Source organism: Promicromonospora panici (assembly GCF_900608595.1).
In the GTDB taxonomy this organism is placed as follows: domain Bacteria; phylum Actinomycetota; class Actinomycetes; order Actinomycetales; family Cellulomonadaceae; genus Promicromonospora; species Promicromonospora panici.
The window spans coordinates 39,354-63,681 of record NZ_UWYY01000022.1 but is presented as its reverse complement, the minus strand read 5'-3'; the positions used below and the strand labels follow the sequence as shown (position 1 = coordinate 63,681).

22 protein-coding genes are annotated in these 24,328 nt (G+C 72.0%); 13 read left to right on the top strand and 9 right to left on the bottom strand.

Annotation, left to right across the window (positions count from 1 at the left end; translation table 11 throughout):
- Nucleotides 1-109: 109 nt before the first annotated feature.
- On the top strand, nucleotides 110-1,426 hold the full coding sequence (locus EW117_RS23405) for an SGNH/GDSL hydrolase family protein (protein WP_129789110.1): 1,317 nt from the start codon (nucleotides 110-112) through the stop codon (nucleotides 1,424-1,426).
- An 81-nt stretch (nucleotides 1,427-1,507) separates the two neighbouring features.
- On the opposite strand, the gene EW117_RS23400 is transcribed toward EW117_RS23405, so the two are convergent.
- On the bottom strand, nucleotides 1,508-2,263 hold the full coding sequence (locus EW117_RS23400) for a sulfite exporter TauE/SafE family protein (protein WP_129789109.1): 756 nt from the start codon (nucleotides 2,261-2,263) through the stop codon (nucleotides 1,508-1,510).
- Nucleotides 2,264-2,413: 150 nt separating this feature from the next.
- Between EW117_RS23400 and ybaK the strand changes: the two genes are divergently transcribed.
- Entirely contained in the window at nucleotides 2,414-2,914 is a 501-nt protein-coding gene (gene ybaK / locus EW117_RS23395) for a Cys-tRNA(Pro) deacylase (protein ID WP_129789108.1), read from the top strand.
- 80 nt (nucleotides 2,915-2,994) lie between these two features.
- Here the strand turns inward: ybaK and EW117_RS23390 are convergent, their stop codons facing one another.
- Nucleotides 2,995-3,408: a YccF domain-containing protein gene (locus EW117_RS23390; RefSeq protein ID WP_129789107.1), complete on the bottom strand. Its 414-nt coding sequence runs from the start codon at nucleotides 3,406-3,408 to the stop codon at nucleotides 2,995-2,997.
- A gap of 87 nt (nucleotides 3,409-3,495) precedes the next feature.
- Between EW117_RS23390 and EW117_RS23385 the strand changes: the two genes are divergently transcribed.
- Nucleotides 3,496-4,269: a YggS family pyridoxal phosphate-dependent enzyme gene (locus tag EW117_RS23385; RefSeq protein ID WP_129789106.1), complete on the top strand. Its 774-nt coding sequence runs from the start codon at nucleotides 3,496-3,498 to the stop codon at nucleotides 4,267-4,269.
- A gap of 120 nt (nucleotides 4,270-4,389) precedes the next feature.
- Nucleotides 4,390-4,905, top strand: coding sequence for a GNAT family N-acetyltransferase (locus tag EW117_RS23380; RefSeq protein ID WP_129789105.1), 516 nt, complete (start codon nucleotides 4,390-4,392; stop codon nucleotides 4,903-4,905).
- 8 nt (nucleotides 4,906-4,913) lie between these two features.
- Here EW117_RS23380 and murQ read toward each other — a convergent pair whose 3' ends face one another.
- The 6 genes from murQ to lplAB all read right to left on the bottom strand — a co-directional run bounded on the left by murQ (nucleotide 4,914) and on the right by lplAB (nucleotide 12,241).
- On the bottom strand, nucleotides 4,914-5,873 hold the full coding sequence (gene murQ, locus EW117_RS23375; protein ID WP_129789104.1) for an N-acetylmuramic acid 6-phosphate etherase: 960 nt from the start codon (nucleotides 5,871-5,873) through the stop codon (nucleotides 4,914-4,916).
- A 109-nt stretch (nucleotides 5,874-5,982) separates the two neighbouring features.
- Nucleotides 5,983-7,836, bottom strand: a complete 1,854-nt coding sequence (locus EW117_RS23370; protein WP_129789103.1) for a glycoside hydrolase family 3 N-terminal domain-containing protein — start codon at nucleotides 7,834-7,836, stop codon at nucleotides 5,983-5,985.
- Nucleotides 7,833-8,735, bottom strand: coding sequence for a carbohydrate ABC transporter permease (locus EW117_RS23365; RefSeq protein ID WP_242504487.1), 903 nt, complete (start codon nucleotides 8,733-8,735; stop codon nucleotides 7,833-7,835). Before EW117_RS23365 ends, EW117_RS23370 begins: the two co-directional genes overlap by 4 nt.
- A complete protein-coding gene (locus tag EW117_RS23360; RefSeq protein WP_207212017.1) occupies nucleotides 8,732-9,652 on the bottom strand; it encodes a carbohydrate ABC transporter permease in 921 nt (306 codons plus the stop codon). Before EW117_RS23360 ends, EW117_RS23365 begins: the two co-directional genes overlap by 4 nt.
- A 20-nt stretch (nucleotides 9,653-9,672) precedes the next feature.
- Nucleotides 9,673-10,965, bottom strand: a complete 1,293-nt coding sequence (locus EW117_RS23355; protein WP_340641108.1) for a sugar ABC transporter substrate-binding protein — start codon at nucleotides 10,963-10,965, stop codon at nucleotides 9,673-9,675.
- A gap of 202 nt (nucleotides 10,966-11,167) precedes the next feature.
- On the bottom strand, nucleotides 11,168-12,241 hold the full coding sequence (gene lplAB, locus EW117_RS23350; RefSeq protein WP_129789101.1) for a lipoate-protein ligase LplAB: 1,074 nt from the start codon (nucleotides 12,239-12,241) through the stop codon (nucleotides 11,168-11,170).
- 179 nt (nucleotides 12,242-12,420) lie between these two features.
- On the opposite strand from lplAB, the gene EW117_RS23345 reads away from it, so the two are divergent.
- Together EW117_RS23345 and EW117_RS23340 are read left to right on the top strand one after the other, a co-directional pair.
- Nucleotides 12,421-13,551, top strand: coding sequence for an N-acetylglucosamine kinase (locus tag EW117_RS23345; RefSeq protein ID WP_165362833.1), 1,131 nt, complete (start codon nucleotides 12,421-12,423; stop codon nucleotides 13,549-13,551).
- 111 nt (nucleotides 13,552-13,662) lie between these two features.
- Nucleotides 13,663-14,580 carry a MurR/RpiR family transcriptional regulator gene (locus tag EW117_RS23340; RefSeq protein WP_129789099.1) on the top strand — a complete coding sequence of 306 codons (918 nt, stop codon included), beginning with the start codon at nucleotides 13,663-13,665 and terminating at the stop codon, nucleotides 14,578-14,580.
- Nucleotides 14,581-14,887: 307 nt separating this feature from the next.
- Here EW117_RS23340 and cimA read toward each other — a convergent pair whose 3' ends face one another.
- The gene (gene cimA, locus EW117_RS23335) at nucleotides 14,888-16,519 is read right to left on the bottom strand and encodes a citramalate synthase (protein WP_129789098.1); all 1,632 of its coding nucleotides are present in this window, start codon (nucleotides 16,517-16,519) and stop codon (nucleotides 14,888-14,890) included.
- 325 nt (nucleotides 16,520-16,844) lie between these two features.
- Between cimA and EW117_RS23330 the strand changes: the two genes are divergently transcribed.
- From EW117_RS23330 to EW117_RS23300, 7 genes are all read left to right on the top strand, one after another.
- Nucleotides 16,845-18,059 (top strand): inositol-3-phosphate synthase, encoded by a 1,215-nt coding sequence (locus EW117_RS23330; protein WP_207212008.1) that lies wholly within the window; start codon nucleotides 16,845-16,847, stop codon nucleotides 18,057-18,059.
- Between the two features lie 161 nt (nucleotides 18,060-18,220).
- On the top strand, nucleotides 18,221-19,144 hold the full coding sequence (locus EW117_RS23325; protein WP_242504485.1) for an SCO3242 family prenyltransferase: 924 nt from the start codon (nucleotides 18,221-18,223) through the stop codon (nucleotides 19,142-19,144).
- Nucleotides 19,141-20,028 carry a sugar phosphate isomerase/epimerase family protein gene (locus EW117_RS23320; RefSeq protein ID WP_129789095.1) on the top strand — a complete coding sequence of 296 codons (888 nt, stop codon included), beginning with the start codon at nucleotides 19,141-19,143 and terminating at the stop codon, nucleotides 20,026-20,028. Before EW117_RS23325 ends, EW117_RS23320 begins: the two co-directional genes overlap by 4 nt.
- Nucleotides 20,025-20,756, top strand: coding sequence for an EboA domain-containing protein (locus tag EW117_RS23315; RefSeq protein WP_129789094.1), 732 nt, complete (start codon nucleotides 20,025-20,027; stop codon nucleotides 20,754-20,756). The genes EW117_RS23320 and EW117_RS23315 overlap by 4 nt, the downstream gene beginning before the upstream one ends.
- Nucleotides 20,757-20,758: 2 nt before the next feature.
- Entirely contained in the window at nucleotides 20,759-21,637 is an 879-nt protein-coding gene (locus tag EW117_RS23310; RefSeq protein ID WP_129789093.1) for a TatD family hydrolase, read from the top strand.
- An 11-nt stretch (nucleotides 21,638-21,648) separates the two neighbouring features.
- Nucleotides 21,649-22,836 (top strand): metabolite traffic protein EboE, encoded by a 1,188-nt coding sequence (gene eboE / locus EW117_RS23305; RefSeq protein WP_129789092.1) that lies wholly within the window; start codon nucleotides 21,649-21,651, stop codon nucleotides 22,834-22,836.
- The gene (locus EW117_RS23300; protein WP_129789091.1) at nucleotides 22,833-24,233 is read left to right on the top strand and encodes an alkaline phosphatase family protein; all 1,401 of its coding nucleotides are present in this window, start codon (nucleotides 22,833-22,835) and stop codon (nucleotides 24,231-24,233) included. Before eboE ends, EW117_RS23300 begins: the two co-directional genes overlap by 4 nt.
- The last annotated feature ends 95 nt before the right edge of the window (nucleotides 24,234-24,328 follow it).

The following is a 24,328-nucleotide window of genomic DNA, read 5'->3' as shown; positions in this document are numbered from 1 at the left end:
GTCGGATTTGACTCGCTATTTACCTTATTGCGGTCCTGACTTAGACTTCCGTTATTGAAGTCCCGGTCAGCAGCGCCGCGCGGGCACTGCTGTGGAGACAGGAGTGCCAATGACGACGCACCTGCGAAACCCCGACCGCCACCTCAGCCCTCTCCGCCGCCTCACCCCCGTCCTCACCGCCGCCCTCGGCACGGTGAGCCTCTTCGCCGGGCTCGTCGTCACCGCGACGCCGGCCACCGCGACGCCCGTCACCGCGACGCCCATCACCGCGACACCCGCCGACGGTCCCGGCGCCGGGACGCCGTGGGTGGTGACCCTCGGCGACTCCTACATCTCCGGCGAGGCGGGACGCTGGGCCGGAAGCTCCAACCGCGACTACCGCCGGGCGGACGCACTCGGCCCGACCGCCTACTTCGACAACCCCGACGGCACCGCCGAGACGATCAACCGCTGCCACCGCGCGTCCTCCGCCGAGGCGCACATCGGGGGCGGCGTGAACGGACTCAACCTCGCCTGCAGCGGCGCCACGACCGCGACCTCGACCGGCAAGTACTTCAAGCCCGGGATCGACTTCCACGACAGCTCGGCGGGGAAGGGCCAGGCCCTCGCGCTCCAGGAGGCCGCCGCCACGAGGAACGTCCGCATGGTCGTGGTCTCGATCGGCGGGAACGACTTCGAGTTCGCGAGCGTCGTCCAGACCTGCGTGGTCAACTTCCTCACGTCGCCGTCCTGGTGGAAGAACTACTGCCACGACGACGCCTCGGTCGCGGAGAACTTCACCGCCGCGAACGTCGCCGCCGTCCGGTCGCGGGTGGCGCGGGCGCTCGGCAACGTCGCGACCGCCATGAGCAACGCCGGGTACACCACCGACCGGTGGACGCTCGTGGTCCAGACGTACCCGTCGCCCGTGCCGAGCGGCTCAGGCTTCCGGTACCCCGAGTCCGGGTACACCCGCCAGTCCACGGGCGGGTGCGGCATCTGGAACCGCGACGCCGACTGGGCCAACTCCACGGCCCTGCCCACCATCAACGGTGCGCTGCTCGGTGCGGCGTCCGACGTCGGGCTGCCGAACGTGCGCACCCTCGACATGACGCACGCATTCGACGGCAAGCGCCTGTGCGAGACCGGCGTCGGGCTCTACGAGGAGGTGGGCCTGCCCGGCTGGCAGTCGCCCGGCGCCGTCGACCGGACCGAGTGGGTCAACCAGATCCGTACGGTGTCCACCATCGGCGACAGCCCGTACTACGTGCAGGAGTCGCTGCACCCCAGCTACTGGGGGCAGCTCGCGATGCGCAACTGCCTGCGCCAGGTCTGGAACGGCGGGACACCACGCAGCGGGAGCTGCACGGTAGGGAACCTCGGGACGGCCAGGCTCACGTCCACGGGCGAGCCGTCGATGGTCCTCGGGCCGCTCTCCCGGGGCTGACCCGCAGCGGGCAGCGGAGGGCCGGGCCTGGATGGCTGGTCTGCCGCCAACGGGACCGGGCTTCGGTGACCGGTCCGGATGTCAGCCGACCAGACCCATGAGCCCGCGGCCGAGCGTCGCGAACCCACCGACGTAGGCGAGCGCCACGAGGACGTTGCGCGTGGCGCTCGCCGAGATGCGCCCGACGAGCAGTTCGCCCAGGCCGACGGACGCCAGGAGAGCGACGAAGACCACCACCCACTCCCACACGGCCAGGGCCGGGAAGGTGGCGTCGGCGACCAGGAGCTTCGCCGTCATCGCCGCCAGCGCGTTGGTCAGGAAGATCGGCTGGGCGGTAGCCGCGAACGCGCGCGGGTCCCACCGGTCGAGCACGGAGTAGACGGCGATGGGCGGGCCCCCGATCCCCGCCGCGACGCTGCCGAAACCGGCCGCCGCGCCCGTGACCAGGAGCGGGACACGCGCCTCCGGTGCGAAGGGGCGCTCCGCGCCGCGCAGGCGCGAGGCCACCAGGGCGAGCGTCATGCAGATCACGACGATGCCGCCCACGCTGATCTCCAGCGCGGACGCGCTGGCGTCCCGGAGCAGCAGCGCCGCCGGCACGCTGACCGTGACCGACGCGGCGGCCAGCCAGCGGTAGCGGCGCCAGTCGACGCCGCGGATCGTGCGCCCGAGCACCAGTGCCGCCATCATCGCGCCCACGAGGTTCACGAAGAGCACACCCTCGACCGGGCCGACGAGGAGCACGATGAACGGCCCGGCGACGAGCCCGAAGCCCATACCCGCGACACGTTGCAGCGAGCCCCCGACCAGGATGGCGACGATCAGGAGGGCTAACACGTTACCCACGCTAACTGATCTCCGTCCGACCGAGCTGGCCGGGTATCGATGGCGCGAGGCCGCGCGGGACGACGGCGTACGGCGGCGCCGCGGGAGACTCGCGCGGAAAATCTGTGCGGCGCCGCGGGCCGGACGAGGCAGAATCGCGTCGTGGCCAAGAAGACAGCACGCGCGAGCCATGGGACGCCCGCCGTCGTATCACTCGAGAAGGCGGGCATACCGCACACGCTGCACCCGTACGAGCACGACCCCTTGAGCGGCCTCAGCTTCGGCATGGAGGCGGCCGTGGCGATCGGCGTCGACGCGGAGCAGGTGTTCAAGACACTGCTTGCCGACGTCGATGGGAAGCTCGTCGTCGGCATCGTTCCCGTGGACCGCAAGCTGGACCTCAAAGCCCTGGCCCGTGCCGCGGGCGGCAAGAAGGCCTGGATGGCCGACCCGGCGGAGGCCGAGCGCGCCACCGGCTACGTGGTGGGCGGCATCTCGCCGCTGGGCCAGAAGACGCGGCACACGACGGTGCTCGACGAGTCGGCCGAGGCGTACGACGTCGTCTACGTCTCCGGTGGCCGCCGCGGCCTGGACATCGGCCTGGCCCCGTCGGACCTGCTCACCCTGACGTCCGGCACAACGGCCCCGATAGCCCGCGCCTGACGGGGTTGGCTGTGGGCGTGATCGTTGCGCCTGAAACGGACGGGTAGTCACAACGATCACGCCCACAACTAACCCCGGTCTCAAGCGGCCGTTGGCTGCTTGCGGTAGGTCGGGAGCAGGGCGTCGCTCGGCACGATCTGCTTGCCGAGCGGCATGAGCGAGACCGGGATGAGCTTGAGGTTCGCCCACGCCATCGGGATGCCGATGATCGAGATCACCAGCGGGATCGCGGTGATGATGTGGCCGAGGGCGAGCCACCAGCCGGCCACGATCACCCAGATCACGTTGCCGATCAGGGAGAACACACCGGAGCGCGGGCTCTCGACGACCTCGCGCCCGAACGGCCACAGGGCGTACCCCGCGATGCGGAAGGACGCGATGCCGAACGGGATGGTGACGATCAGCAGGCAGCAGATGATCCCCGCGAGCATGTACCCGACCCATAGGCCGAACCCCGCGAAGATGACCCAGATGATGTTCAGCAGCGTCTTCATAGGTCCATCCTTCCCTAGCGCGGCGGGTCGGTGGTACCGGGCGATCCCCTGACCCGACCCTGAAGTCCACCGAAATAGACTCGCCCCGTGCCAGACCAGTCTCAGCCTTCAGCGTCCCCTCTCGCATCCGGTTCGATCGCCGAGCGGCTCGCCGTCGTCCGCGGCCGCATCGCCGCCGCCGCGGTCGCCGCCGGGCGCGACCCGGGCGACGTGCGGCTCCTCGTGGCGACGAAGACGCAGACGCCGGACGCCGTCCTCGACGCGCTGGCCGAGGGCGTCGACCTGATCGGCGAGAACCGCGTACAGGAGCTGGTCGCGAAGGCGCCCGCCGTGGCGGACCGGGTCACCCAGGGCGAGCTGCAGGTGCACATGATCGGCCACCTGCAGCGCAACAAGATCAACCAGGTGCTCGCCACCGCGACGTGTCTCGAGACGCTCGACTCGCTCGACCTCGCCCGGGCGATCTCGGACAGGTGCCTGCGCGACGGCCGCACGGGCGACCGCGCCCTGGAGGTGATGGTGCAGGTCAACGTCACGGGCGAGGAGAGCAAGTCCGGCCTCGCGCCCGACGACGCCGCGGCGCTCGCCACCGCCGTCGCCGCCCTGCCGGGCCTGCGGCTGACCGGGTTCATGACGATCGGCGCCCGCCTGGACGGCTCGGGCGAGGAGGCGGTCCGCGCCGGCTTCGCCCGCCTGCGCGCGATCCGCGACGAGGTCCGGGCGTCGGGCGCGCCGGGGACTGCCTCCGCCACCGAGCTGTCCATGGGCATGACCGGCGACCTGGAGCTCGCGATCGCCGAGGGCGCGACGATCGTGCGGGTGGGCACCGCGGTCTTCGGCCCGCGCCCGACGCCGGTGTGACCGGCGCCGGAGCAGCGCCCGCGTGACCGCCACCACTCTTTGAGACAGGTCACAGACGCGCGGGTGGCCCGACGGCTAAGGTCCTCGGGTTCCCCCGCCAACTCCTTGGAGTGAACCGTCATGCCCACGGCCACCCTGCTGCGCCCCGTCACCGACATGGACGTCGATCGCCTGGTCGTGCTGAACAACGCCTCGATCCCCGCCGTCCCGGACACCCCGGCCGACGACATGGCCGAGCTGCTCGACGCCTCGTCGCTCGCCCTGGTCGCGGTCGACGCGGAGACGCCGGCGGACCCCCTCGGCTTCGTCGTCGCGCTCGACGGCGGCGAGGACTGGTCCGGCGAGAACTACGCCTGGTTCGAGGAGCGCGGCCTCGACCACCTGTACGTGGACCGGATAGTCGTGGGCGAGGGCGCCCGGGGCCGCGGCATCGGCAAGCTCTTCTACGACGCCGTGTTCGACGCCGCCCGCACCGCGGGCCACGACGTCGTCACCTGCGAGGTCAACCTGAACCCGCCGAACCCGGGCTCGCTGCGCTTCCACGGGCGCCTCGGGTTCTCCGAGCGCGGGCAGCAGCTCACCAAGGGCGGTGACATCCTGGTCGCCAAGCTCGCGGCGGAGGTCACCCCCGCCTGACACGCGGGTCACGCCGGGTCGATTCCCAGGGTTGCCAGGGCCTCGCGGACCGACGGGGCGGCGAGCCGGCCCGGTTCGATCGCCAGGGCCCGTAGCGCCGCGGACCGGTCCACGCCCGCGACGAGCATCACGAGGGCGGCCCGCAGGTCGCCGTCGGTCGCCGCCAGCGCGTCCTCGCACACGTCCTGCTCCAGGTCCGTCGCCTGCACGAGCAGCCGCACGAGGCGCAGGCGCAGCTTGGCGTTGGAGGCGATCACCTCGACCATGAGGTTCGAGTAGGTCTTTCCGAGCCGCACCATGACCGCCGTCGAGAAGGTGTTGAGCACCATCTTCTGGGCGGTGCCCGCCTTCATCCGCGTGGAGCCGGTGATGGCCTCCGGACCAGTGTTCACCAGGATCGGGACGTCGGCCTTCGGCGCCAGCGCGGCGAACGGGTTCGACGCGAGCAGCACGGTCCGCGCGCCGCGGGAGCGGCCCATGTCGAGCGCACCCCCGACGTACGGCGTGCCGCCGCTGGCGGCGATCCCGAACACGATGTCGGCCGGCCCGACGTCGGCCACGAGCGCGCCGCCCGCCTCGACGTCGTCCTCCGCGCCTTCGGCCGCCTTCTTGAAGGCGGTAAGCCCGCCCGCGAGGTGCGGCACGAACATCTCCTCACCCACGCCGTACGTGGGCAGCAGCTCCGCGGCGTCGAGCAGGCCCATGCGGCCCGACGTGCCCGAACCCACGTAGTGCACCCGCCCGCCGGCCCGGATGCCGTCCACGGCCAGGTCGATCGCCTCGACGATGCGCGGGTGCGCCGCGCGTACCGCGGCGATGACGGCGGCGTCCTCGTCGGTGATCATGCGCACCATCTCCGCCGTGGAGACCACGTCGATGTCACGTGTGCGCGGGTTGCGCTCCTCGGTCGGTGAGACCGGGCGCGGCGCCGACTGTGCGTGCCGTTCGAATCCCGCCTCCGCGATCATCGGCGTGCCCCTTTCTCATCATTTGCCCTGTGCTCTAGGACTCTATGCCGCTGGACTCTGTCTCGCCGCTGGAACCCGTGCTGCCGTCCCAGCCGGTACTGCTCATCGCTCATGGCTGCTCATCACTGCTCGCTGCTGCGCTGCTCTTCGATGTCCTGCCGGCCCGCGGATCGCGGAGGCGCGCGACGGCGGCCGCCGCGTTCGCGCGTCCGGTCCCGCACGCCACCACGACAGCCGGGCCACCACCACTCAGCGTCCCGAACCAGTCGTCGACCGGCCCGGGAAGTCCCGTGTGCACCACAACAAGATCCGGCCGCACGGCCCAGAGCTGCTCCAGCCGGGAACGTTCAGCCGAACCCGGGACGGGTTCACGGGTGATCACGACAAGCGGTTCGCTGCGAGACACGCCTCGGGAAGCACCCTCAGGAAAGTCTGCGCCACGTTTGATACCGGTTCTGTCGAGATCCGCCGATACACCGTACCGGGTGAATCGGGCAATAAGCACTGCAAGTCCACGTTCATCCAGACCGAGTTGCACAGGTTTCGGCTCGGCAGCGCCACCACCAGGCAGTTCGCCGCCGGACGCGACTTCTCCGGACGCGCCCTCTCGCGGCGCGTCGTCGCCGGGGTCGACCCCTCCCGACATGTCGTCGCCATCGGGGTACAGCCTCGCCCCGGGCCAGGCCGCCGCGACGGCGGCCTGGACGTGCCGGGCCGTGCGGCCGGCGGCATGGTCCAGCCGGGTACGCAGGTCGACGACGTCGGGCCGGTCCTCGGGCGCGAGCGGCACCAGCTGTCCACCCCGCACCCGCACGACGGCGTCCGCGATGCTCGCCCCGACCTCCGACAGCTCCGCGAGCGCCTCCCACGCCGCGCCGACGCCGGTGGCCGTCCCCGCGGCCGCCCGGCGGTCGCGGACGGCGGCCACGAGCGCCCGCGTGCGTGCCGCGGACTCCTCGAGCCGGCCGACCGTCAGGCGACCGGAGGCCACGGCGCGGCTCAGGGCGTCGTACGCCTCCCGGTACAGGACCGGGTCCAGCCCGAGGCAGAGCAGGTCGGCGCCCGCCTCGACGGCGCGGACGGCGGCCTCCCCCACCGAGCCGGTGAGCTTTCGCAGGGCGCCCATGTCGAGCGCGTCGGTGATGATCGGGCCGTCGTGGCCGAGCTCGCGCAGCAGCCGCGTTGCGGCGGGCTCGACGGACGCCGGCGCCGGGCCGATCGCGGGGAACACCACGTGAGCGGTCATGACGGCGTCGAGCCGGGACTTCCCACGCGCGGCCGGCACCGGTCCGTCCGCCCCCTTCGGGCACAGAGCGCGCGCGAACGGGGCGAGGTCGCGCGCCCGCACGACGTCGAGCGGCTCGTCCACGACGGGCAGGCCGATGTGGGAGTCCACGGTGGTGGCACCGTGCCCGGGGAAGTGCTTGCCGCATACACCGACGCCGGCGCTGCGCACGCCGCGGGCGAACGCGATGCCGTGCCGGGCGACGTCGTCGGGCGAGGTGCCGAAGGCGCGCACGCCGATCACCGGGTTGTCGGGCTCGGAGACGACGTCGAGCACCGGGCCGAGCAGCAGGTCGATGCCGGTGGCGGCGAGCAGCCGGCCCAGCGCCCGGCCGGCGTCCAGGGAGACGTTGCCGCCGCCAGGTCGGCTAGCGGGGTAGGCGCCGAGCGCCGCCGCCCCGGGCAAGGACGAGCCGCTGGTCGCCTCGAGCCGTGACACGTCGCCGCCCTCCTCGTCGACGGCGATGACCAGGTCGGGCGAGATCGCGTGCAGGGCCGCGGACAGCTCGGCGGTGGTCGCGACGTCCGGTGTGTTCCGCGCGAAGTAGACGACGCCGGCCAGGCCGGCCCGGGCGGCGTCGGCCAGCCAGTCCGGCACGAGCACACCCTCGAAACCGGGCAGGAGCACGCCGTTGATCGCGCGCTCCGTGCGGGTCGGGCCCGCGGGCTCGGCAGTCATGCCTTCACGGCCCCCGCGGTCAGACCGGAGGCAAGGCGACGCTGGACCAGGATGAAGAAGATCATCACGGGCACGGTGATGATCGTGGAGGCCGCCATGATGGCGCCCCAGTCGTTGGAGTGGACGCCGAAGAACGAGCGCAGGCCGATCGCCACCGTGTAGTTCTCCGTAGCGCCGCCGAGCATCGTCATGGCGAAGATGAATTCGTTCCACGCGGTGATGAAGCTGAAGATGCTGGTCGCGACCAGGCCCGGCGCCACCAGCGGCAGCAGGACCGACCAGAACATGCGGCCCCAGCTCGCGCCGTCGAGGTAGGCGGCCTCCTCCAGCTCGACCGGGACCGCCGCGACGAACCCGCGCAGCATCCAGATGCCGAACGGCAGGGCGAGCGCCACGTACACGACGACGAGGCCGATCAGGGTCTCCAGCAGCTGCAGGTCGCGGACCTGGACGAACAGCGGGATGACGAGCGCCTCCAGCGGCACCATCTGGACGACCAGCACCAGCATGAGGATCTGGGTTCGCATCCGGAACCGGAAGCGGGCCACCGCCACGGATGCCAGCAGCGCGAGCGCGGACGAGACCAGGACGGTGCCGAGTGCGACGAGCAGCGAGTTGCGCAGGAACGTGCCGAACCCGCCCTCCGTCAGCACGAACACGTAGTGCTCGAGGGTCGGCTCTGCGGGCCAGAAGCTGTTGGTGTGGCCGGCCTGCGCGTCCAGCGAGCTGTTCAGCATCCAGTAGACGGGGAACAGCGTGAACACGAGCAGCAGTGCGACGAGCACGCCCTTGCCGAGCTGCCGCAGGGGCGAGCGCCGCGAGGTGCGCCCGTACGGGCGACGCTGCGGGCGCCGGACTGCGCCGGCGTCCGGGCGGACCAGCGGTCGGGTGGTGCTCATCGTTCCTCCTCCGCGAGCACGGTGCGGACGTACACCGCGGTGACCACGAGCAGGAGCAGGGTCAGCAGGACGGCGATCGCCGAGCCGAAGCCGTACCTGTTCTGCCCGAACGACTCGACGTACGACCACACCCCGAGGTTGAGCACGGACCGATTCGATCCGGCGCCGCCGGGCATGAGGAACACCTGCGCGAACACCTTGAAGTCCCAGATGGTCGACAGGATGATCACGACGGCGAACACCTGCCGGAGCTGCGGCACGATGATCGAGAAGAACCGGCGGAACGACCCGGCGCCGTCCATCTCTGCGGCCTCCAGCATCTCCTTCGGCACGCCGAGGAGTCCCGCGAGCACGGTGACCGCGACGAACGGGAAGCCGTGGTGGATCACGTTGAGCAGGACTATCGCGTAGAACGTCCACCGGTTGGTGAACCAGTTGGTCGGGTCGTCGAGCAGGCCGAGGCTCATCAGGGCGTCGTTGAAGACTCCGCGGTCGGCGTCGAAGATCCACACCCACACGTAGGTGCCGGTGACGGCGGGCATCGCCCAGGCGGCCATGATCGCGCTGGACGTGACGGTGCGCCAGAAGGTCCCGAGCGACGCGAGCAGGACCGCGACGCCCGTACCGAGCACGACGGTGCCGGCGACGGACAGCACCGCGAAGCCGAAGGTGTTGGGCAGCACCACCGTCCACAGCTCGGGCGTGGCCAGGATCTGGGCGTAGTTCTCGACGCCGATCCAGTTGGGCTCGCCCGTCGTGATCTCGCGCAGGCCGTAGTCCTGCAGCGAGAAGAGGAATACCCGGACCAGCGGCCACAGCAGCAGGACCGCGAGGACCGCCAGCGCGGGGGCGAGCAGCAGCCAGGGCCGCACGGTGGCGGCCCTGGCCCGGCTGAGCCGCGGGAGCTTCTCGGTCAGCTGCGTGGTCACTTGCTGGGTCACTCAGACCCGTTCAGCACGTTCGTCATCTCCTCGGCCGCCGCCTCGCTCGCCGTGGCGACGTCGGCCTCCCCGGAGAGGATGGACTGCATCATCGTGCTGGTGGTGAGCTTGGCCTGCACCGCGCCGTAGGTCGGCGCCGCGGGCACGGACGCGCCGCCGTCGACGAACTGCTCGGCGAACGGCGCCACGAGCGGGTCGGTGCTCGCCAGGGTCTCGTCGAGCAGGGAGACCTGGCCGGGAAAGTACCCGGACTGCTCGCCCCACTGCTGCGCGAACTCCCCGGTGGTCATCATCTCGATGAACTCGAACGCCAGGTCCTTGTCCTCGGCCGTCTCGAACATGCTCAGGTGCGAGCCGCCGAGGACCGAGGGGGCGATGCCGCCGTCCTGGCCCGGGATGGGCACGGCGGCGAACTTGCCCTCCATGTCCTTGTTCGCGTCGACGATCGCGCCCGGCGTCCAGGAGCCCATGACCGCCATGCCGACGTCGCCCGCTGCGAACGCGTCGAGCACGTCGGTCTCGCGCCACGTCGTGGCACCCTCCGACGAGTAGCCGCCCTCGGTCGCCAGGCCGGTCCAGAACTCGATGCCCTCCTGCGACTCGGGGCTGTCGAGGCCCGAGGTCCAGGTGTCGCCGTCGAGCGTGGCGACCTCGCCGCCCGCTCCCCACACCCACGGGTAGACGGTGAACTCGGCGTCGCCGGGGACAGCGACGGCGATCTTGTCCGGGAACTCCTCCTTGAGCCCCGCCGCGGCCTCCTCGAGCTCGGCCCACGTGGTGGGCGGCTCGACGCCGGCCTGCTCGAACATCTCGGTGTTGTAGACCAGCGAGCGCACGCCCGCGTACCAGGGCATGCCGTAGAGCTGCTCGTCGTAGGTCCCGGCCTCGACGAGGCCCTCGACCAGGTCTTCGGTGACGCCGGCGCCGTCGACGTACTCGTCGAGCGGGGCGAGCGCCCCGGCGTCGGCGAACTCGGGGGTCCAGGTGGTGCCGGTCTCCGCGACGTCCGGGGTGGTGCCGCCGGCGATGGAGGTGACGAACCGGTCGTGGGCGTCGGCCCACTCCACGAACTCGACGTCGAGCGTCGCTCCGGTCTGCTCCTCGAACGCTGCCGAGACGTCGTCGAAGAACGTCTTGGCGTCGGGGTTCGTGCCCTGCATGATCCAGACGCTCAGGGTGCCGTCACCCTCGGTCTCGTCGCCGCTACCGCCGGCGCACGCGGCCGTCGTGGCCGCGAGAAGCACTGCGCCGGTGGCTGCCACCAGGGGCCGCCGCATCGCTCGAGTCATCGTTCGGCTTCCTTTCGCTCGGTGCCGCGAGAGTAGCCAGGTGATATTTCTGAGAAATGAACTTCCCAATACGCGGCATTGCGTGGAGATTACTGACGGGATGAACTATCTGCTAGGGGTGTTACCAAACCGTGATTGCCCATCATGGCACGCCCCCTATGTCCCGTCTCGTGCAGGGCACCGGCCCTGACGGACAACCTCGCTACGGCACCCGCGCCGTCCACTTCTCCGTGCCGAACTTCGACTCGACCAGCTCGCCCGCCAGCCCCCACTCCCGGGGCGTGATCTCGCCGGCCACCGTGCGGTACCGCGCGCGGAACGACGCCTCCAGGGCGTCGATCACCGCGGCCCGGCCGAGCCCGGTCTGGGAGCGCAGCGGGTCGACGCGCTTGTTCGCGCTGCGGGTGCCCTTGTCGCTGAGCTTCTCGCGCCCGATCCGCAGCACGTCGGTCATCTTGTCGGCGTCCATGTCGTAGGCCATCGTCGCGTGGTGCAGGACGGCGCCCCCGGCGAGCCGCTTCTGGGCGGCGCCGGCGATCTTGCCCGCCGGCGAGGCGATGTCGTTCAGCGGCACGTACGCGGCGTCGACGCCGAGGCCGTGCAGGGCTCCGATCACCCAGTCGTCCAGGAACGCGTAGGACCGTTCGAAGCTCAGCCCGTCCACGAGCGAGCCCGGAACGTACAGGGAGTACGAGATGGTGTTGCCAGGCTCCATGAACATGGCGCCGCCCCCGGAGATCCGCCGGATGACGCGGGCCCCGTGCCGCTTGGCGCCGTCGACGTCGACCTCGTTGCGCAGCGACTGGAACGACCCGATGATCACCGCCGACTCGTCCCACTCCCAGAATCTCAGGGTCGGCCCGCGCCGTCCGGCACCCAGCTCCTCGGTCAGGACCTGGTCGAGCGCGACGTTGAGCAGGGGCGACACGGCGGGGGTGCGGATCACCTGGAACTCGTGGTCCTCCCAGGCGGTCGCGTGGCCGAGCGCGCGCCGGGCGGCGACGGCCACGGCGTCGGCGTCGAACCCGACGGCGGTGGCGCCGTCCAGCGCCGTGCGCACCGCCTCGGCGAGCTGGGCCTTGGAGGCGTCGGCGGGCATGCCGTCGAGGGCTGCGCCCATGGCCTCCAGGGCCTCGTCGGGTTCGAGGAAGAAGTCCCCGCTCACCCGCGTGCCCGTCAGCCTCCCGGCCGACCCGCCCGGAGGGCCCTCCGACCCGACCACGTCGGTCTCGACACGAACCAGTTTTCCGAGTGGAACCTTGTACTCTCCTCGCACGTGTTCACAGTAGGCGACGGTGCCTGCGGTGTCCGACGCCGGGGCCGTGCCTTGGGTACGGAAGGAGCGGCCTCGGCGTCGGGCACGTCGGATATTTGGTGAGAAGACACAGCAGAACAGACCAGAATTTCCTCCTTTCTTTAGACAACCTTGGCCTGGTTTCGTGTCAGAATGACCTGGTGTCCGAACTCGCACAGGGTATTGATGAAGTGGCGATCGACGCCTGGGTCGTCGCTCTCGACGTAGGCGGCAGCGGCTCGCGCCTGGTCGCTGAATTCGGCAACTCCGTGAACCCCGAGCGCATCAGCCTGAGCGGCCGCGCCGTCAAGGTCAACCACCACGGCAGCGACGCTCCGGCGGTCGTGGCCTCCCTGTGCCAGTCGTTCAACGCGTGGGCCGCCCGCATGGGACACGACGGGATGAGCGACGGCAGCACCGCCCCCGTCGCGTCCGCAGCGGTCGGCATCACCGGCCTGACCTCGCTCGTCGAGAAGCCGGGCGACGTGCACGACATCCTGGCCCGCGAGCTGCGGACCAACCGCACCGCCGTCGCGGGCGACGCGCTCACCGCCCACCTCGGCGCTCTGGCCGGTCGCGCCGGTGCCGTCCTCTCGGTCGGCACCGGCGCTGTCGCGTTCGGCTACGACGGCGTGAGCCGCTGGCGCCGCGCCGACGGCTGGGGCCACCTGCTCGGTGACCTGGGCGCCGGTGTCTGGGTAGGCGGCGAGGCGCTGCGCGCGGCCGGTCGCTACCACGACGGCGCCTCCCGTGGCGCGTCGAAGCGGCTCCTGGAAGCCGCTGTCGCCAAGTTCGGCCTGATCGAGAGCTGGCCCAACCAGTTCTACAAGAACGCCGAGCGTGCCCGACAGCTCGCGTCGATGGCCCCGGAGGTCATCATCGCCGCGACCGAGGGCGACCCGACGTCGATCCGGATCCTCGAGGAGGCCGGACGGCACCTCGCCGACACGCTGTCGAGCGCGCTGGGCCGTGGCATCCCGCCGCTCGCCTCCACGACCGGCCGCCTGGTGCAGGAGGAGTCGCCGCTCACGGTGTCGCTCACCAAGCACCTCTCGGAGGACCGGCCCGAGGTGTCGCTGGTACCGAGCGCCGGCTCGCCGCTGGACGGCGCGCTGACCCTGGCCCGCCGCCTGCGTGAAGCACCGCAGTCGGTGGCGGGCTTCCGGCCGTGGCTCACCGTCCGCGTCGACGGCCACCACACCCTGCGCGAGGCCGCCGAGGACGTAGGGGCCGCGGATACCCTTACGGCCGAGCTGTCGGCGACCGAGCTGCCCGGTGACGAGCTTCAGTGACCGACGGTTGTTCGCTGACCGGTTCCATCACTACCCCGTTGTGCCCGAATCCCCGGTACGGGTGTATGTTCTCGACCCCCAGCCCCACCACCCCATCCCGGGAGATGCGACATGACAGGTGACGTTCTCGTCCGACTCAGGCGCGCACTGCCGACGCTGCGGCCAGCGGAGGCAAGGGTTGCGCAGACGGTCCTCGACGACCCGAACACGGTAGTCGCGTCGACCATCACCGAGCTCGCCGGTCACGCGGACACGTCACAGGCCACCGTGGTGCGGTTCTGCCGCGCCGTCGGCTACGCGGGCTACCCCGAGTTCCGGATCGACCTGGCCCAGGCGACGAGCCGGCGCGAGGTCGAGATGGAGCGGTCGGGCATCGCCGAGGGCGAGATCAACCAGACCGACGACATCGAGGCCGTCGTCTCGAAGATCGCGTTCCACGAGGCCCGCACGATCGAAGAGACCGCCCGCATGATCGACACCGACGCGATCGAGCGGGTGGCCACCGCCATCTCGGAGGCCAAGCGCGTCGACGTCTATGGCGTCGGGTCGTCCAACCTGGCCGCCGCCGACCTGGCGATGAAGCTGCAGCGCATCGGCGTCTTCGTGTTCAGCTCGCCCGACCCGCACCAGCAGCTCGCCTCCTCGGCGCTGCTCGAGCCGGGCAACGTCGCGATCGCCGTCTCGCACTCGGGCCAGACGCGTGAGACCAACCAGGCCCTGGAGATCGCGCGCAAGCGCGGCGCCCTGACGGCGGCCATCACAAACTTCCCGGACGCCCCGATCGGCCTCGTGTCCGACGTCGTCCTGGCCACCACCGCCCGCGAGACCCAGTTCCGGGTCGGCGCCATGTCCAGCCGCATCGCGCAGCTCACGGTCGTGGACTACCTGTTCGTCCGGGTCGCCCAGCGCACCTACGACCGCTCGTCGGTCGCGATCAAGGCGACGTTCGAGGCGGTACGCGACCAGCGTCTCGACTTCGGCGGCGGCAAGCTGGACCGCCCGGCCGAGCCGGCCGCCCCGGCCGTCTGACCCACCCTCTCTCCCTGCCGAAGCCCAGCCGAGGTAGGACCCTGGCGAAGTAGGACCAGGGCGAGGTAGGACCAGGGCGAGGTAGGACCAGGGCGAGGTAGGACCAGGGCGAGGTAGGACCAGGGCGAGGTAGGACTCTGGCGAGGTAGGACTCTGGCGAGGTAGGACTCTGGCGAGGTAGGACTCTGGCGAGGCAGAACCGAATGGTTCTGCCTCGCCAGAGTTCTACCTCGCTGTACTTCTACCTCGCCAGAGCCCTACCTCGCCAGAGTCCTACCTCGGCAGGGTTCTACTTCGGCGGGTTGGGTCAGGGGCGGGGTTCTACGTCCGACTTCAGGAGGCCGTACACGTACGCCTCCGTCACCGCCTCCCACGCCGCCTCGACCACGTTCGGGCCCACCCCGACCGTGGACCAGGAGTGCTCGCCGTCGCTCGTGTCGATCAGCACCCGCGTGATCGCGTCCGTACCAGCCTCCGTGTCGAGGATGCGCACCTTGAAGTCGATGAGCTCGAACCGGCTGAGCTCCGGGTAGACCTGCGACAGCGCCGTCCGCAGGGCCTGGTCCAGCGCGTTGACCGGCCCGTTGCCCTCCCCCGTCGTCACGATCCGCTCACCGCCGGCATGGATCTTGACGGTCGCCTCGGCCACGGCGACGGCGTCAGGCGCGTGGACCGACGGCGGGGCCGCACCCGCCGGGACCGTCTCTACGATGGTGCGCCACGACTCGACGGTGAAGAACTCCGGGCGGCGGCCCAGCTCGGACCGCAGCAGCAGCTCGAACGACGCGTCGGCCGCCTCGTAGGTGTAACCGGCCGCCTCGTCGTCCTTCACGCGGTTGGTGACCCGGGAGAGCAGCTCGCCCTGGCCCGCGAGGTCGAAGCCAAGCTCCCGGCCCTTGAGCTCGATCGAGGCACGGCCGGCCATGTCGGAGACGAGCATCCGCATGTCGTTGCCCACGTGGGTCGGGTCGGTGTGCTGGTACATGTCCGGGTCCACGCGGATGGCGCTGGCGTGCAGCCCGCCCTTGTGCGCGAACGCGCTCGCCCCGACGTACGGCTGGCGCGCGAACGGCGAGATGTTCGTGATCTCGCTGATGGCGTGCGCGATCCGGGTCGCTTCCCGCAGGCCGTCGTCGGCCAGGAGGGACATGCCGCCCTTGAGCTCGAGGTTGGCGACGACGGTCACGAGGTCGGCGTTGCCAGTGCGCTCGCCGTAGCCGTTGACCGTGCCCTGCACATGCGTAGCGCCCGCCTCGACGGCGGCGAGCGAGTTCGCGACGGCGCAGCCGGTGTCGTTGTGCGCGTGCACGCCGAGCAGCTGCTCAAGCCCGACGGCGGTCCTCGACCGCAGCTCGCTCACAATCTCGCCGACCCAGGTGGGCAGCATGCCGCCGTTGGTGTCGCACAGCGTGACCACCTCGGCCCCGGCGTCGAACGCGGCGGTGACGGCGCTCGTGGCGTACTCGGCGTCGTGGCGGTAGCCGTCGAAGAAGTGCTCGGCGTCCAGGACCACCCGGCGGCCCTCGGCGACGAGGAAGGCGACGGTGTCGGTGATCATCGCGAGGTTCTCGGCGCGCGTGGTCTTCAGCGCACGCTCCACGTGCCGCACGTCCGACTTGGCCACGAGCGTCACCACCGGCGTGGCAGCGTCGAGCAGTGCGCGTACCTGCGGGTCGTCGCCCGGCCGGACGCCCGCCCGGCGGGTCGCCCCGAACGCGGCGAGCACTGCGTTCTTCAAGGTCAGCTCGGTGGCGGCGCGGGCGAAGAAGTCGGTGTCCTTGGGAACCGCACCCGGCCAGCCGCCCTCGATGTAGCCGACACCGAGCTCGTCGAGGAGAGCCGCGATAGCGAGCTTGTCGGAGACGGAGAGACTCATGCCCTCCTGCTGCGCGCCGTCGCGCAACGTCGTGTCGTACACCTGGAACGAGGCGGTGGTCATCGATGCTCCCAACGATGTATCTGGCGATGTGGCCCGAGGTCAGATCTTCGTGCCAACAAAAAAAGACCCTCCGAGTGTGGAAGGTCTGCGCGTCCGGTGGGGTGTCGCCGGACGCGCTACGAAATGATGATCACCGGTCGCAGGGTGGAGCGCGGAGTCGTCATGCGGGTCATAGTGCCACAGCCGGGCGGGTGACGGTAGTCGTGTCCAGAACCAGGCCTATGTCGGTCATCTCGCTTCTTCCGAAAATCTTTGAACTTTTGTTTGCCTATCGTCATAAGTGCGGGATAGGTTGCTCGGGACGACGACGTCGAACCGGGGAGCGATGATGCACGACGCCTCTGCACGCCACAACGCAGCAGCACGCACTGGGATCTGGTTCGTCGGAGCCCGCGGCTCCGTGGCCAGTACCGCGACGGTTGGCCTCGCGGCCATCGCCGACGGGCAGTCACCACCGACGGGCTGCGTCACCGCACGCGAGCCGTTCGCCTCGGCAGGCCTGCCGGGATTCGCCGACCTCGTCGTGGGCGGGCACGACATCTCAGTCGTCACCATGACCAAGCGCGCGGAGTGCCTGGTCGAGACCGGGATGCTCCCGCCGCGCCTGTTCGCCGCCACCCATGACGCCCTCGAACGCACCGACGCCGAGGTGCGCCCCGGGTACGACCCGCATGCCGCCGGGCCCGACGGCGCGGACGGCGCCTCCCAGCAGGCCGTCGCCGAGCGCCTGGCCGCCGACATCACGTCGTTCCAGGAGCGGCATGACCTGGCGCGGGTCGTGGTGGTCGACCTCTCCTCCACGGAGCCGCCGGTCGAGCCGGTGCCGGAGCACGACGACCCCGAGGCGCTGCTCGCCGCCCTCGCGGACCCGGCCCGCGCCGTGCTCCCTGCGTCATCGGTCTCGGCGTACGCGGCAATCCTTGCCGGAGCCGCGTACGCCGCCTTCACGCCGTCGGCCGGCATGGGGCTCCCCGCCCTCGCCCGCCTCGCCCAGGAGCGCGGGATCCCCGTCGCCGGGCAGGACGGCAAGACCGGCCAGACCTGGCTGCGTACCGTGCTGGCGCCGGCGTTCGCCGCTCGCGGGCTCAAGGTGCTGTCGTGGTCGGGGACCAACCTGCTGGGCGGCGGGGACGGCGCCACCCTCGCCGATCCCGACGCCGTGCGCAGCAAGCTCGCCACCAAGTCCCGGGGACTGACAGCGCTGACAGGGAGCGACACGACACCGCTGCACATCGACAACGTGCCGGACCTGGGCGACATCAAGGTCGCCTGGGACCACGTGCACGTCGAGGGCTTCCTCGGCTCGCGGATCACGCTGCAGACCACCTGGAGCGCTCACGACTCGATGCTCGCGGCGCCGTTGGTCCTCGACCTGGTGCGCCTCCTCGCGCTCGCGCACGCCGCCGGGATCCGCGGAACGATTCCGGAGCTCGGCTTCTTCTTCAAGGACCCGTGGGACTCCGACGTGCACGACGCCGCCGCCCAGGCCGTCGTCCTCGAGGAGTGGGTGCGCCGCACCTCGGCACAGGTCCGCCCATGACGGCCCGGCCGATCCCCCGTTTCCGCCCCCGCTTCGACCCCCCACTCTCCGACCCGGCTACCGCCGACGGTCCGGGCGTTGACCACAGCAGTTCCTGCCAGGCGGACGCCGGTCCTGGCAGCAACCGCTGTGGTCAACGGCCGCCCGCGGGGCGCCCATCGGTGCGCGACCTCGCCGAGCTGGTTCGCGCGCCCGCCGCGCTCTCCGTGGTCGGCGACTCCCTCGCCGGGCTGGCCGCCGCCCGGGCCGGCGCGCCGACGCCCCTGCGCGCGCGGCACGCCCTGCTCCCGGTCGCCTCGGCCTGCCTCTACCTGGGCGGCATGGCCCTGAACGACTACGCCGACCAGCACGTCGACGCCATCGAGCGCCCCGAGCGGCCCATCCCGTCGGGCCGGGTGACGCCGCGCGGCGCGCTCGCGGTCGGCGCGGCCCTGACTGCGGGCGGCCTCGCGGCGGCGGGCCTCGCGGGCGGACGGCGGGCACTTGCCGTGGCCGCCCCGCTCGCGGCCTGCGTCTGGACCTACGACCTCGTCGCCAAGGACCACCCGGCCGGACCGTTCTTCATGGCCGCGTGCCGCGGCCTGGACGTGCTGCTCGGCGCCACGCCCGACCGCATGCGGTCCGCGCTCCCGGCCGCCGCGGGCCTGGCCGCGCACACGCTCGGCGTCACGGTCCTCTCCCGCGGCGAGGTGCACGGCACCACGACGCGGGTCGCCGGGTGCGTCGCCGCCGGGACCGTGGCGGGCGCCGTGGTGGCGGCGGCCACCGCGCCGTCCGCCGGGGCCGCGGGTGCGGGCGCCGGTACGGCCGGCCGCCGGACCCGCTGGACCACCTTCGCCGCGGCCGGCGCCTACGCCGCCGCCTGCCTGCCCGCACAGGTCCGCGCGGCGGCCGCCCCGACGGCGGCCAACGCCCGGACCGCCACCCGCTCCGGGATCCAGGCGATGGTCCCGTTGCAGGCCACGTGGGCGGCACGCTCCGGGAGCCTGGGCACGACGGCGCTCCTGGCCGGCGTCGCCGCGGTCGGCTACGGGCTGCGGCTGCTGGGCCGCGCCCGCGGCCGCGCGGGGGTGAGCATCACATGAGGCCCCCGTTCCTGCTGGGCTACGGCACCAACGGCTTCGGTGACCACCCCCTGCCCGCGGCGCTGGACGTGCTCGACGACGTCGGGTACGACGCCGTCGCGGTCACGCTCGGGTTCCCGCACCTCGACCCGTTCGCCCCGCTCGCCCGCGACGACGTCACCGCGCTGCGCGCGCACCTCCTGCGGATGCGCGGGGGCGCGGGCGCGGCGGCGGTCGTGGAGACCGGCACGCGGTACCTGCTCGACCCGCTGCACAAGCACCGGCCCACGCTCGTCGACCGGGACGCGACCCTGCGGATGCGTTACCTCGAACGCGCCATCGAGATCGCGGCGGACCTCGACGCCCGCTGCGTCTCGTTCTTCTCGGGGATCCTGCCGGCCGACGCCGCGCCCGCCGAGGGCTGGGCCCGGCTCCGCGACCGCATTCCCGCCCTGGTCGAGTACGCCGGGGAGCGTGGGGTGCGGCTCTCGATCGAACCCGAGCCCGGCATGCTCGTCGAGACCGTCGACGACGCCCTGCGGCTCCACTCCGACGTCGGCGCGCCGCCCGAGCTGGGTATCACCGTCGATGTCGGGCACTGCCTCGTCGTCGAGCCCGACGGCGTCGAGGGCGCGCTGCGGGCCGCCGCGCCGTACCTGAGCAACGTGCAGCTCGACGACATGCCCCGCACGCACCACGAGCACCGTCCGTTCGGCGAGGGCGACATCGACCTACCGCTGGTGCTCGCCACCCTCGCCGACATCGGCTACACGGGCGTCGCCGCCGTCGAGCTGCCCCGCCACTCGCACGACGCTCCCCGGCTCGCCCTCGACAGCCGCGCCGCCCTGATGCGGGCGTGGGCGGCGGTCATCGGCGCGCCGACCGGCGAAAGGACCAGGTCATGAACGCTGACGTGCCCGCCGACGGGGTAACCGGCTCGGGCGCCGGGCCCGGCGCCCCGGCCGGGGCGAGCTGGCTCGACGCCGCGCGCGCGGACGTCGCCCGCGACCCCGACAGCGTCACCCGCGCGTTCGCACTGGCGGCCCGCCGGGTCGGGCGCGGGCCACGACGCCACGACGTCGACCCGACCGGCGTCGTCCACGGCACCGTCGACGACGCCGCCCGGGCCGCCCTCGTCGTCGCCCTGGCCGACGCCGTGGGCACCGGACCGGACTGTGCCGCGCGCCTGGTCGCCCTCTACCGGCACGGGGACGGCGCCGAGCGGCGCGGCGTGCTGCGAGGCCTGGACGCGCTGGAGGAGCGGGGCGACCTCGGAGGTGCCGGCGCCGAACCCGGCCCCGGCACCGCTGCCGCCGAGCTCGTGACCGCCGGCCTCGACCTCGCCGCCGACGCCCTGCGCACCAACGACCCGAGCCTCGTCGCGGCCGCCGTCGGCCCGTTCGGGTCCCGGCGCCTGGACCAGCACACGTGGCGGCACGCCATCCTCAAGCTCGTCTTCCAGGGCGTGAGCCTCGACGCCGTGAGCGGCCTGGAGGACCGGGCCGACGCCGAGCTGGACCGCATGGCCCGCGACTTCGCGGCCGAGCGCAGGGCGGCCGGCCGCCCCGTGCCCGCCGACCTCGACCGGCTCACCACCACCCCGATCACCCGGCTCAGCAGCACGAAGGAGTGACGATGCGCATCCTCGACCCGCACATCCACATGACGAGCCGCACCACCGACGACTACGAGGCGATGTACGCCGCGGGGGTGCGCGCCGTCGTCGAGCCGGCGTTCTGGCTGGGTCAGCCTCGCACGAGCGTGGGCTCGTTCACCGACTACTTCGACTCCCTGCTCGGCTGGGAACGGTTCCGGGCCGCACAGTTCGGCATCCGGCACCATGCGACCATCGCGCTCAACCCCAAGGAGGCGAACGACCCGCGCTGCCGCGAGGTGCTCGCCGAGATCCCCCGCTACCTGCTCAAGGACGGCGTCGTCGCCGTGGGCGAGGTCGGCTACGACTCGATGACGCCCGAGGAGGACGAGGTGTTCGCCACCCAGCTCCAGCTGGCGCGCGAGGCCGAGCTCCCCGTCCTGGTGCACACCCCGCACCGCGACAAGCTCGCGGGCACCCGCCGCACCCTCGATGTCGTGCGCGAGTCCGGGCTGGCGCCCGAACGGGTGCTCGTGGACCACCTCAACGAGACCAACGTCGCCCTCGTGCGCGACGCCGGGGCCTGGGCCGGGTTCTCCATCTACCCCGACACCAAGATGGACGAGGACCGCATGGTCGCGCTGCTCAAGGAGTACGGCATCAACCGGATGATCGTGAACTCGGCCGCCGACTGGGGCCGCTCCGACCCGCTCAAGACCGCGCGGACCGGGCAGGCGATGCTCGCGGCCGGCTTCACCGAGGACGACGTCGACCAGGTGCTCTGGCGCAACCCCGCCGCGTTCTACGAGCAGTCGGGAAACCTCGTGCTCGACCCGGTGCCCGGCTTCAGCGAGGGCGCGCCGCCGACACCCGGCGTCGAGTTCGAGGGCTCGTCCGTGCTGCGCGGCGTCCGAGCCTGAGGGGACCTGACATGCTGCTCTCGTACTGCACCAACGTGCATCCCGCCGAGGACCTCGACGGCGTGATCGAACAGCTCGCCCGGTACTCGGGCCCGGTGCGCGAGGCCGCTGGCCTCGACACCCTCGGCGTCGGCCTGTGGCTGCCCGCCGAACTGGCGCACCGCCTGGACCGGTCCGCGCCCGACCGGGACCGGCTGCGCGCTGCGCTCGCGGAGCACCGGCTCCAGGTGCACACCCTGAACGCCTTCCCGTACGGCGGGTTCCACCGCGAGGTGGTCAAGCTCGCGGTGTACTCCCCCACGTGGGCCGAGCGCGCGCGCCTCGACTACGTACTCGCCTGCGCGCGCGTCCTGGCCGACCTGCTGCCCGACGGCGTCCCCGGGTCGATCTCGACCCTGCCCCTGGCGTGGCGCGCGCCCTGGACGCGCGCCGACGACGACGAGGCGACCAAGGCGTTCGCCACACTGTCGGCCGAGCTGCGGTCGCTGGCGGAACGCACCGGCCGGACCGTGCGGGTCGCCGTCGAGCCCGAGCCCGGCTGCGTGCTCGACACCGTGGAGGACGTCGTCTCGTGGCTCGCCGCGCGGACCGGCCCCGAGTGGCCCGAGGACCGGCGCATCGACCCCAAGTACGTCGGCGTCTGCCTCGACACGTGCCACCTGGCGGTCTCGTTCGCCGACCCGGGCGGCGCCGTCCGCCGGATCACGGACGCGGGCCTGCGCGTGGTCAAGGTCCAGGCCTCCGCCGCGCTGGAGGTCGCCGAACCGGCGGCGCCGGGCGCGCGGGACGCCGTCGGGCGATTCGTGGAGCAGCGCTACCTGCACCAGGTGCGCGAGCTGGCGGCAACGGGCGACGTGCTGGCCTCCGACGACCTGCCCGTGGCGCTCGGCATCGCCGACCGGCGGCCGGGCCTGCCCGGCGACGGGCCGTGGCGCGTGCACTTCCACGTGCCGCTGCATCACGAGCCGGCGGCGCCGCTCGCGGCGACGACCGAGGTGCTGCGCGACGCCGTCGCCGCGGTCCGGGCCGCGCCGCACGGCGACGAGGCGCACCTCGACGTCGAGACGTACACGTGGTCGGTCCTGCCGCCCGACGTGCTGCCCGACGGCGCCGACGAGCTCGTGACCGGGATCGCCGCCGAGCTGCGCTGGGCCCGGGAACACCTCATTGCCGCCGCCACGGAAGGAAGCCACGCATGAAGCCTGTCCTGCTGCTCGACGTCGTCGGGCTGACGGCCCGCGCTCTGGCCCACATGCCGCGCCTGCGGCGGCTGGCTAGCTCGGGCTGGCAGTCCGAGCTCGCCACCGTGCTGCCCGCCGTGACGTGCAGCGTGCAGTCGACGATGCTCACGGGGCTGATGCCGGCCGAGCACGGGATCGTCGGCAACGGCTGGTACTTCCGCGAGCTGGGCGACGTGTATCTCTGGCGCCAGCACAACAAGCTGGTCGCGGGCGAGAAGGTGTGGGAGGCCGCCCGCAAGCGCGACGCGATGTACACCGCCGACAACGTGTGCTGGTGGTATGCGATGGGCATGACCACCGACGTCACCGTCACGCCGCGCCCGATCTACCACGCCGACGGGCGCAAGTCGCCCGACGCCTACATCCGGCCGGCGGCCATGCACGGCGAGCTCACCGGCCGGTTCGGCGACTTCCCGCTGTTCACCTACTGGGGCCCGACGGCGTCCATCGCCTCCACCCGGTGGATCGTGGACGTGACCCGGCACCTGCTGCGCACGCGGAAGTCCCAGCTCACGACGGCGTACGTGCCGCACCTCGACTACGACCTGCAGCGTTTCGGGCCGAGCTCGCCCGAGGCGGACCGGGCGGCGGCCGACCTCGACGTCGCCCTGACGCCTCTGCTCGACGACGCCGAGGCGGCGGGCGTCACTGTCGTCGCCGTCTCGGAGTACGGCATCGGGCCCGCGAACCAGCCTGTGGACATCAACCGGATCCTGCGGCGCGAGGGCTTCCTGGAGGTGTACACGCAGGACGGCCGCGAACAGCTCGACCCGTGGACCTCCCGGGCGTTCGCGGTCGCCGACCACCAGGTGGCGCACGTGTACGTCGACGACCTCTCGGACGTGACCCGGGTCGCGGACCTGCTGCGTGGGGTGCCCGGCGTCGACGAGGTGCTGGACCGCGCGGCGCAGGCCAGGTACGGGCTGGACCACGAGCGGGCGGGCGAGCTCGTGGTCGTCGCCGAGCCGCGGGCGTGGTTCACCTACTACTACTGGCTCGACGACGACCGGGCGCCCGAGTTCGCGCGCGGCGTCGACATCCACCGCAAGCCGGGCTACGACCCCGCCGAGTTGTTCTTCGACCCGGCTGACCCGCTGGCCAAGGCGAAGGCCGGGCTGAACCTGGTGCGCAAGAAGCTCGGCCTGCGGTACGCGATGAGCACCACGCCGCTCGACGCGTCCTACGTGCGCGGTACGCACGGCCGCCTGCCCGACTCGTCGGCGGACACCCCGCTCGTGCTGTGCTCGGACGCGGACGTGCCGTCGTCCGTAGCCCGCTGGGTCGACGACGACACGGCCCAGGTCCCGGCGACCGCGATCAAGGGCCTGGTCCTGGACCTCCAGTCCCTGAGCTGACCTCCTTTCTTGTGGGCGCGACCGTTGCGGCTAAAAGGGACACGTAGTCACAACGGTTGCGCCCGCAACACCAGGTGAGCCCGGTCCTTTAGGTG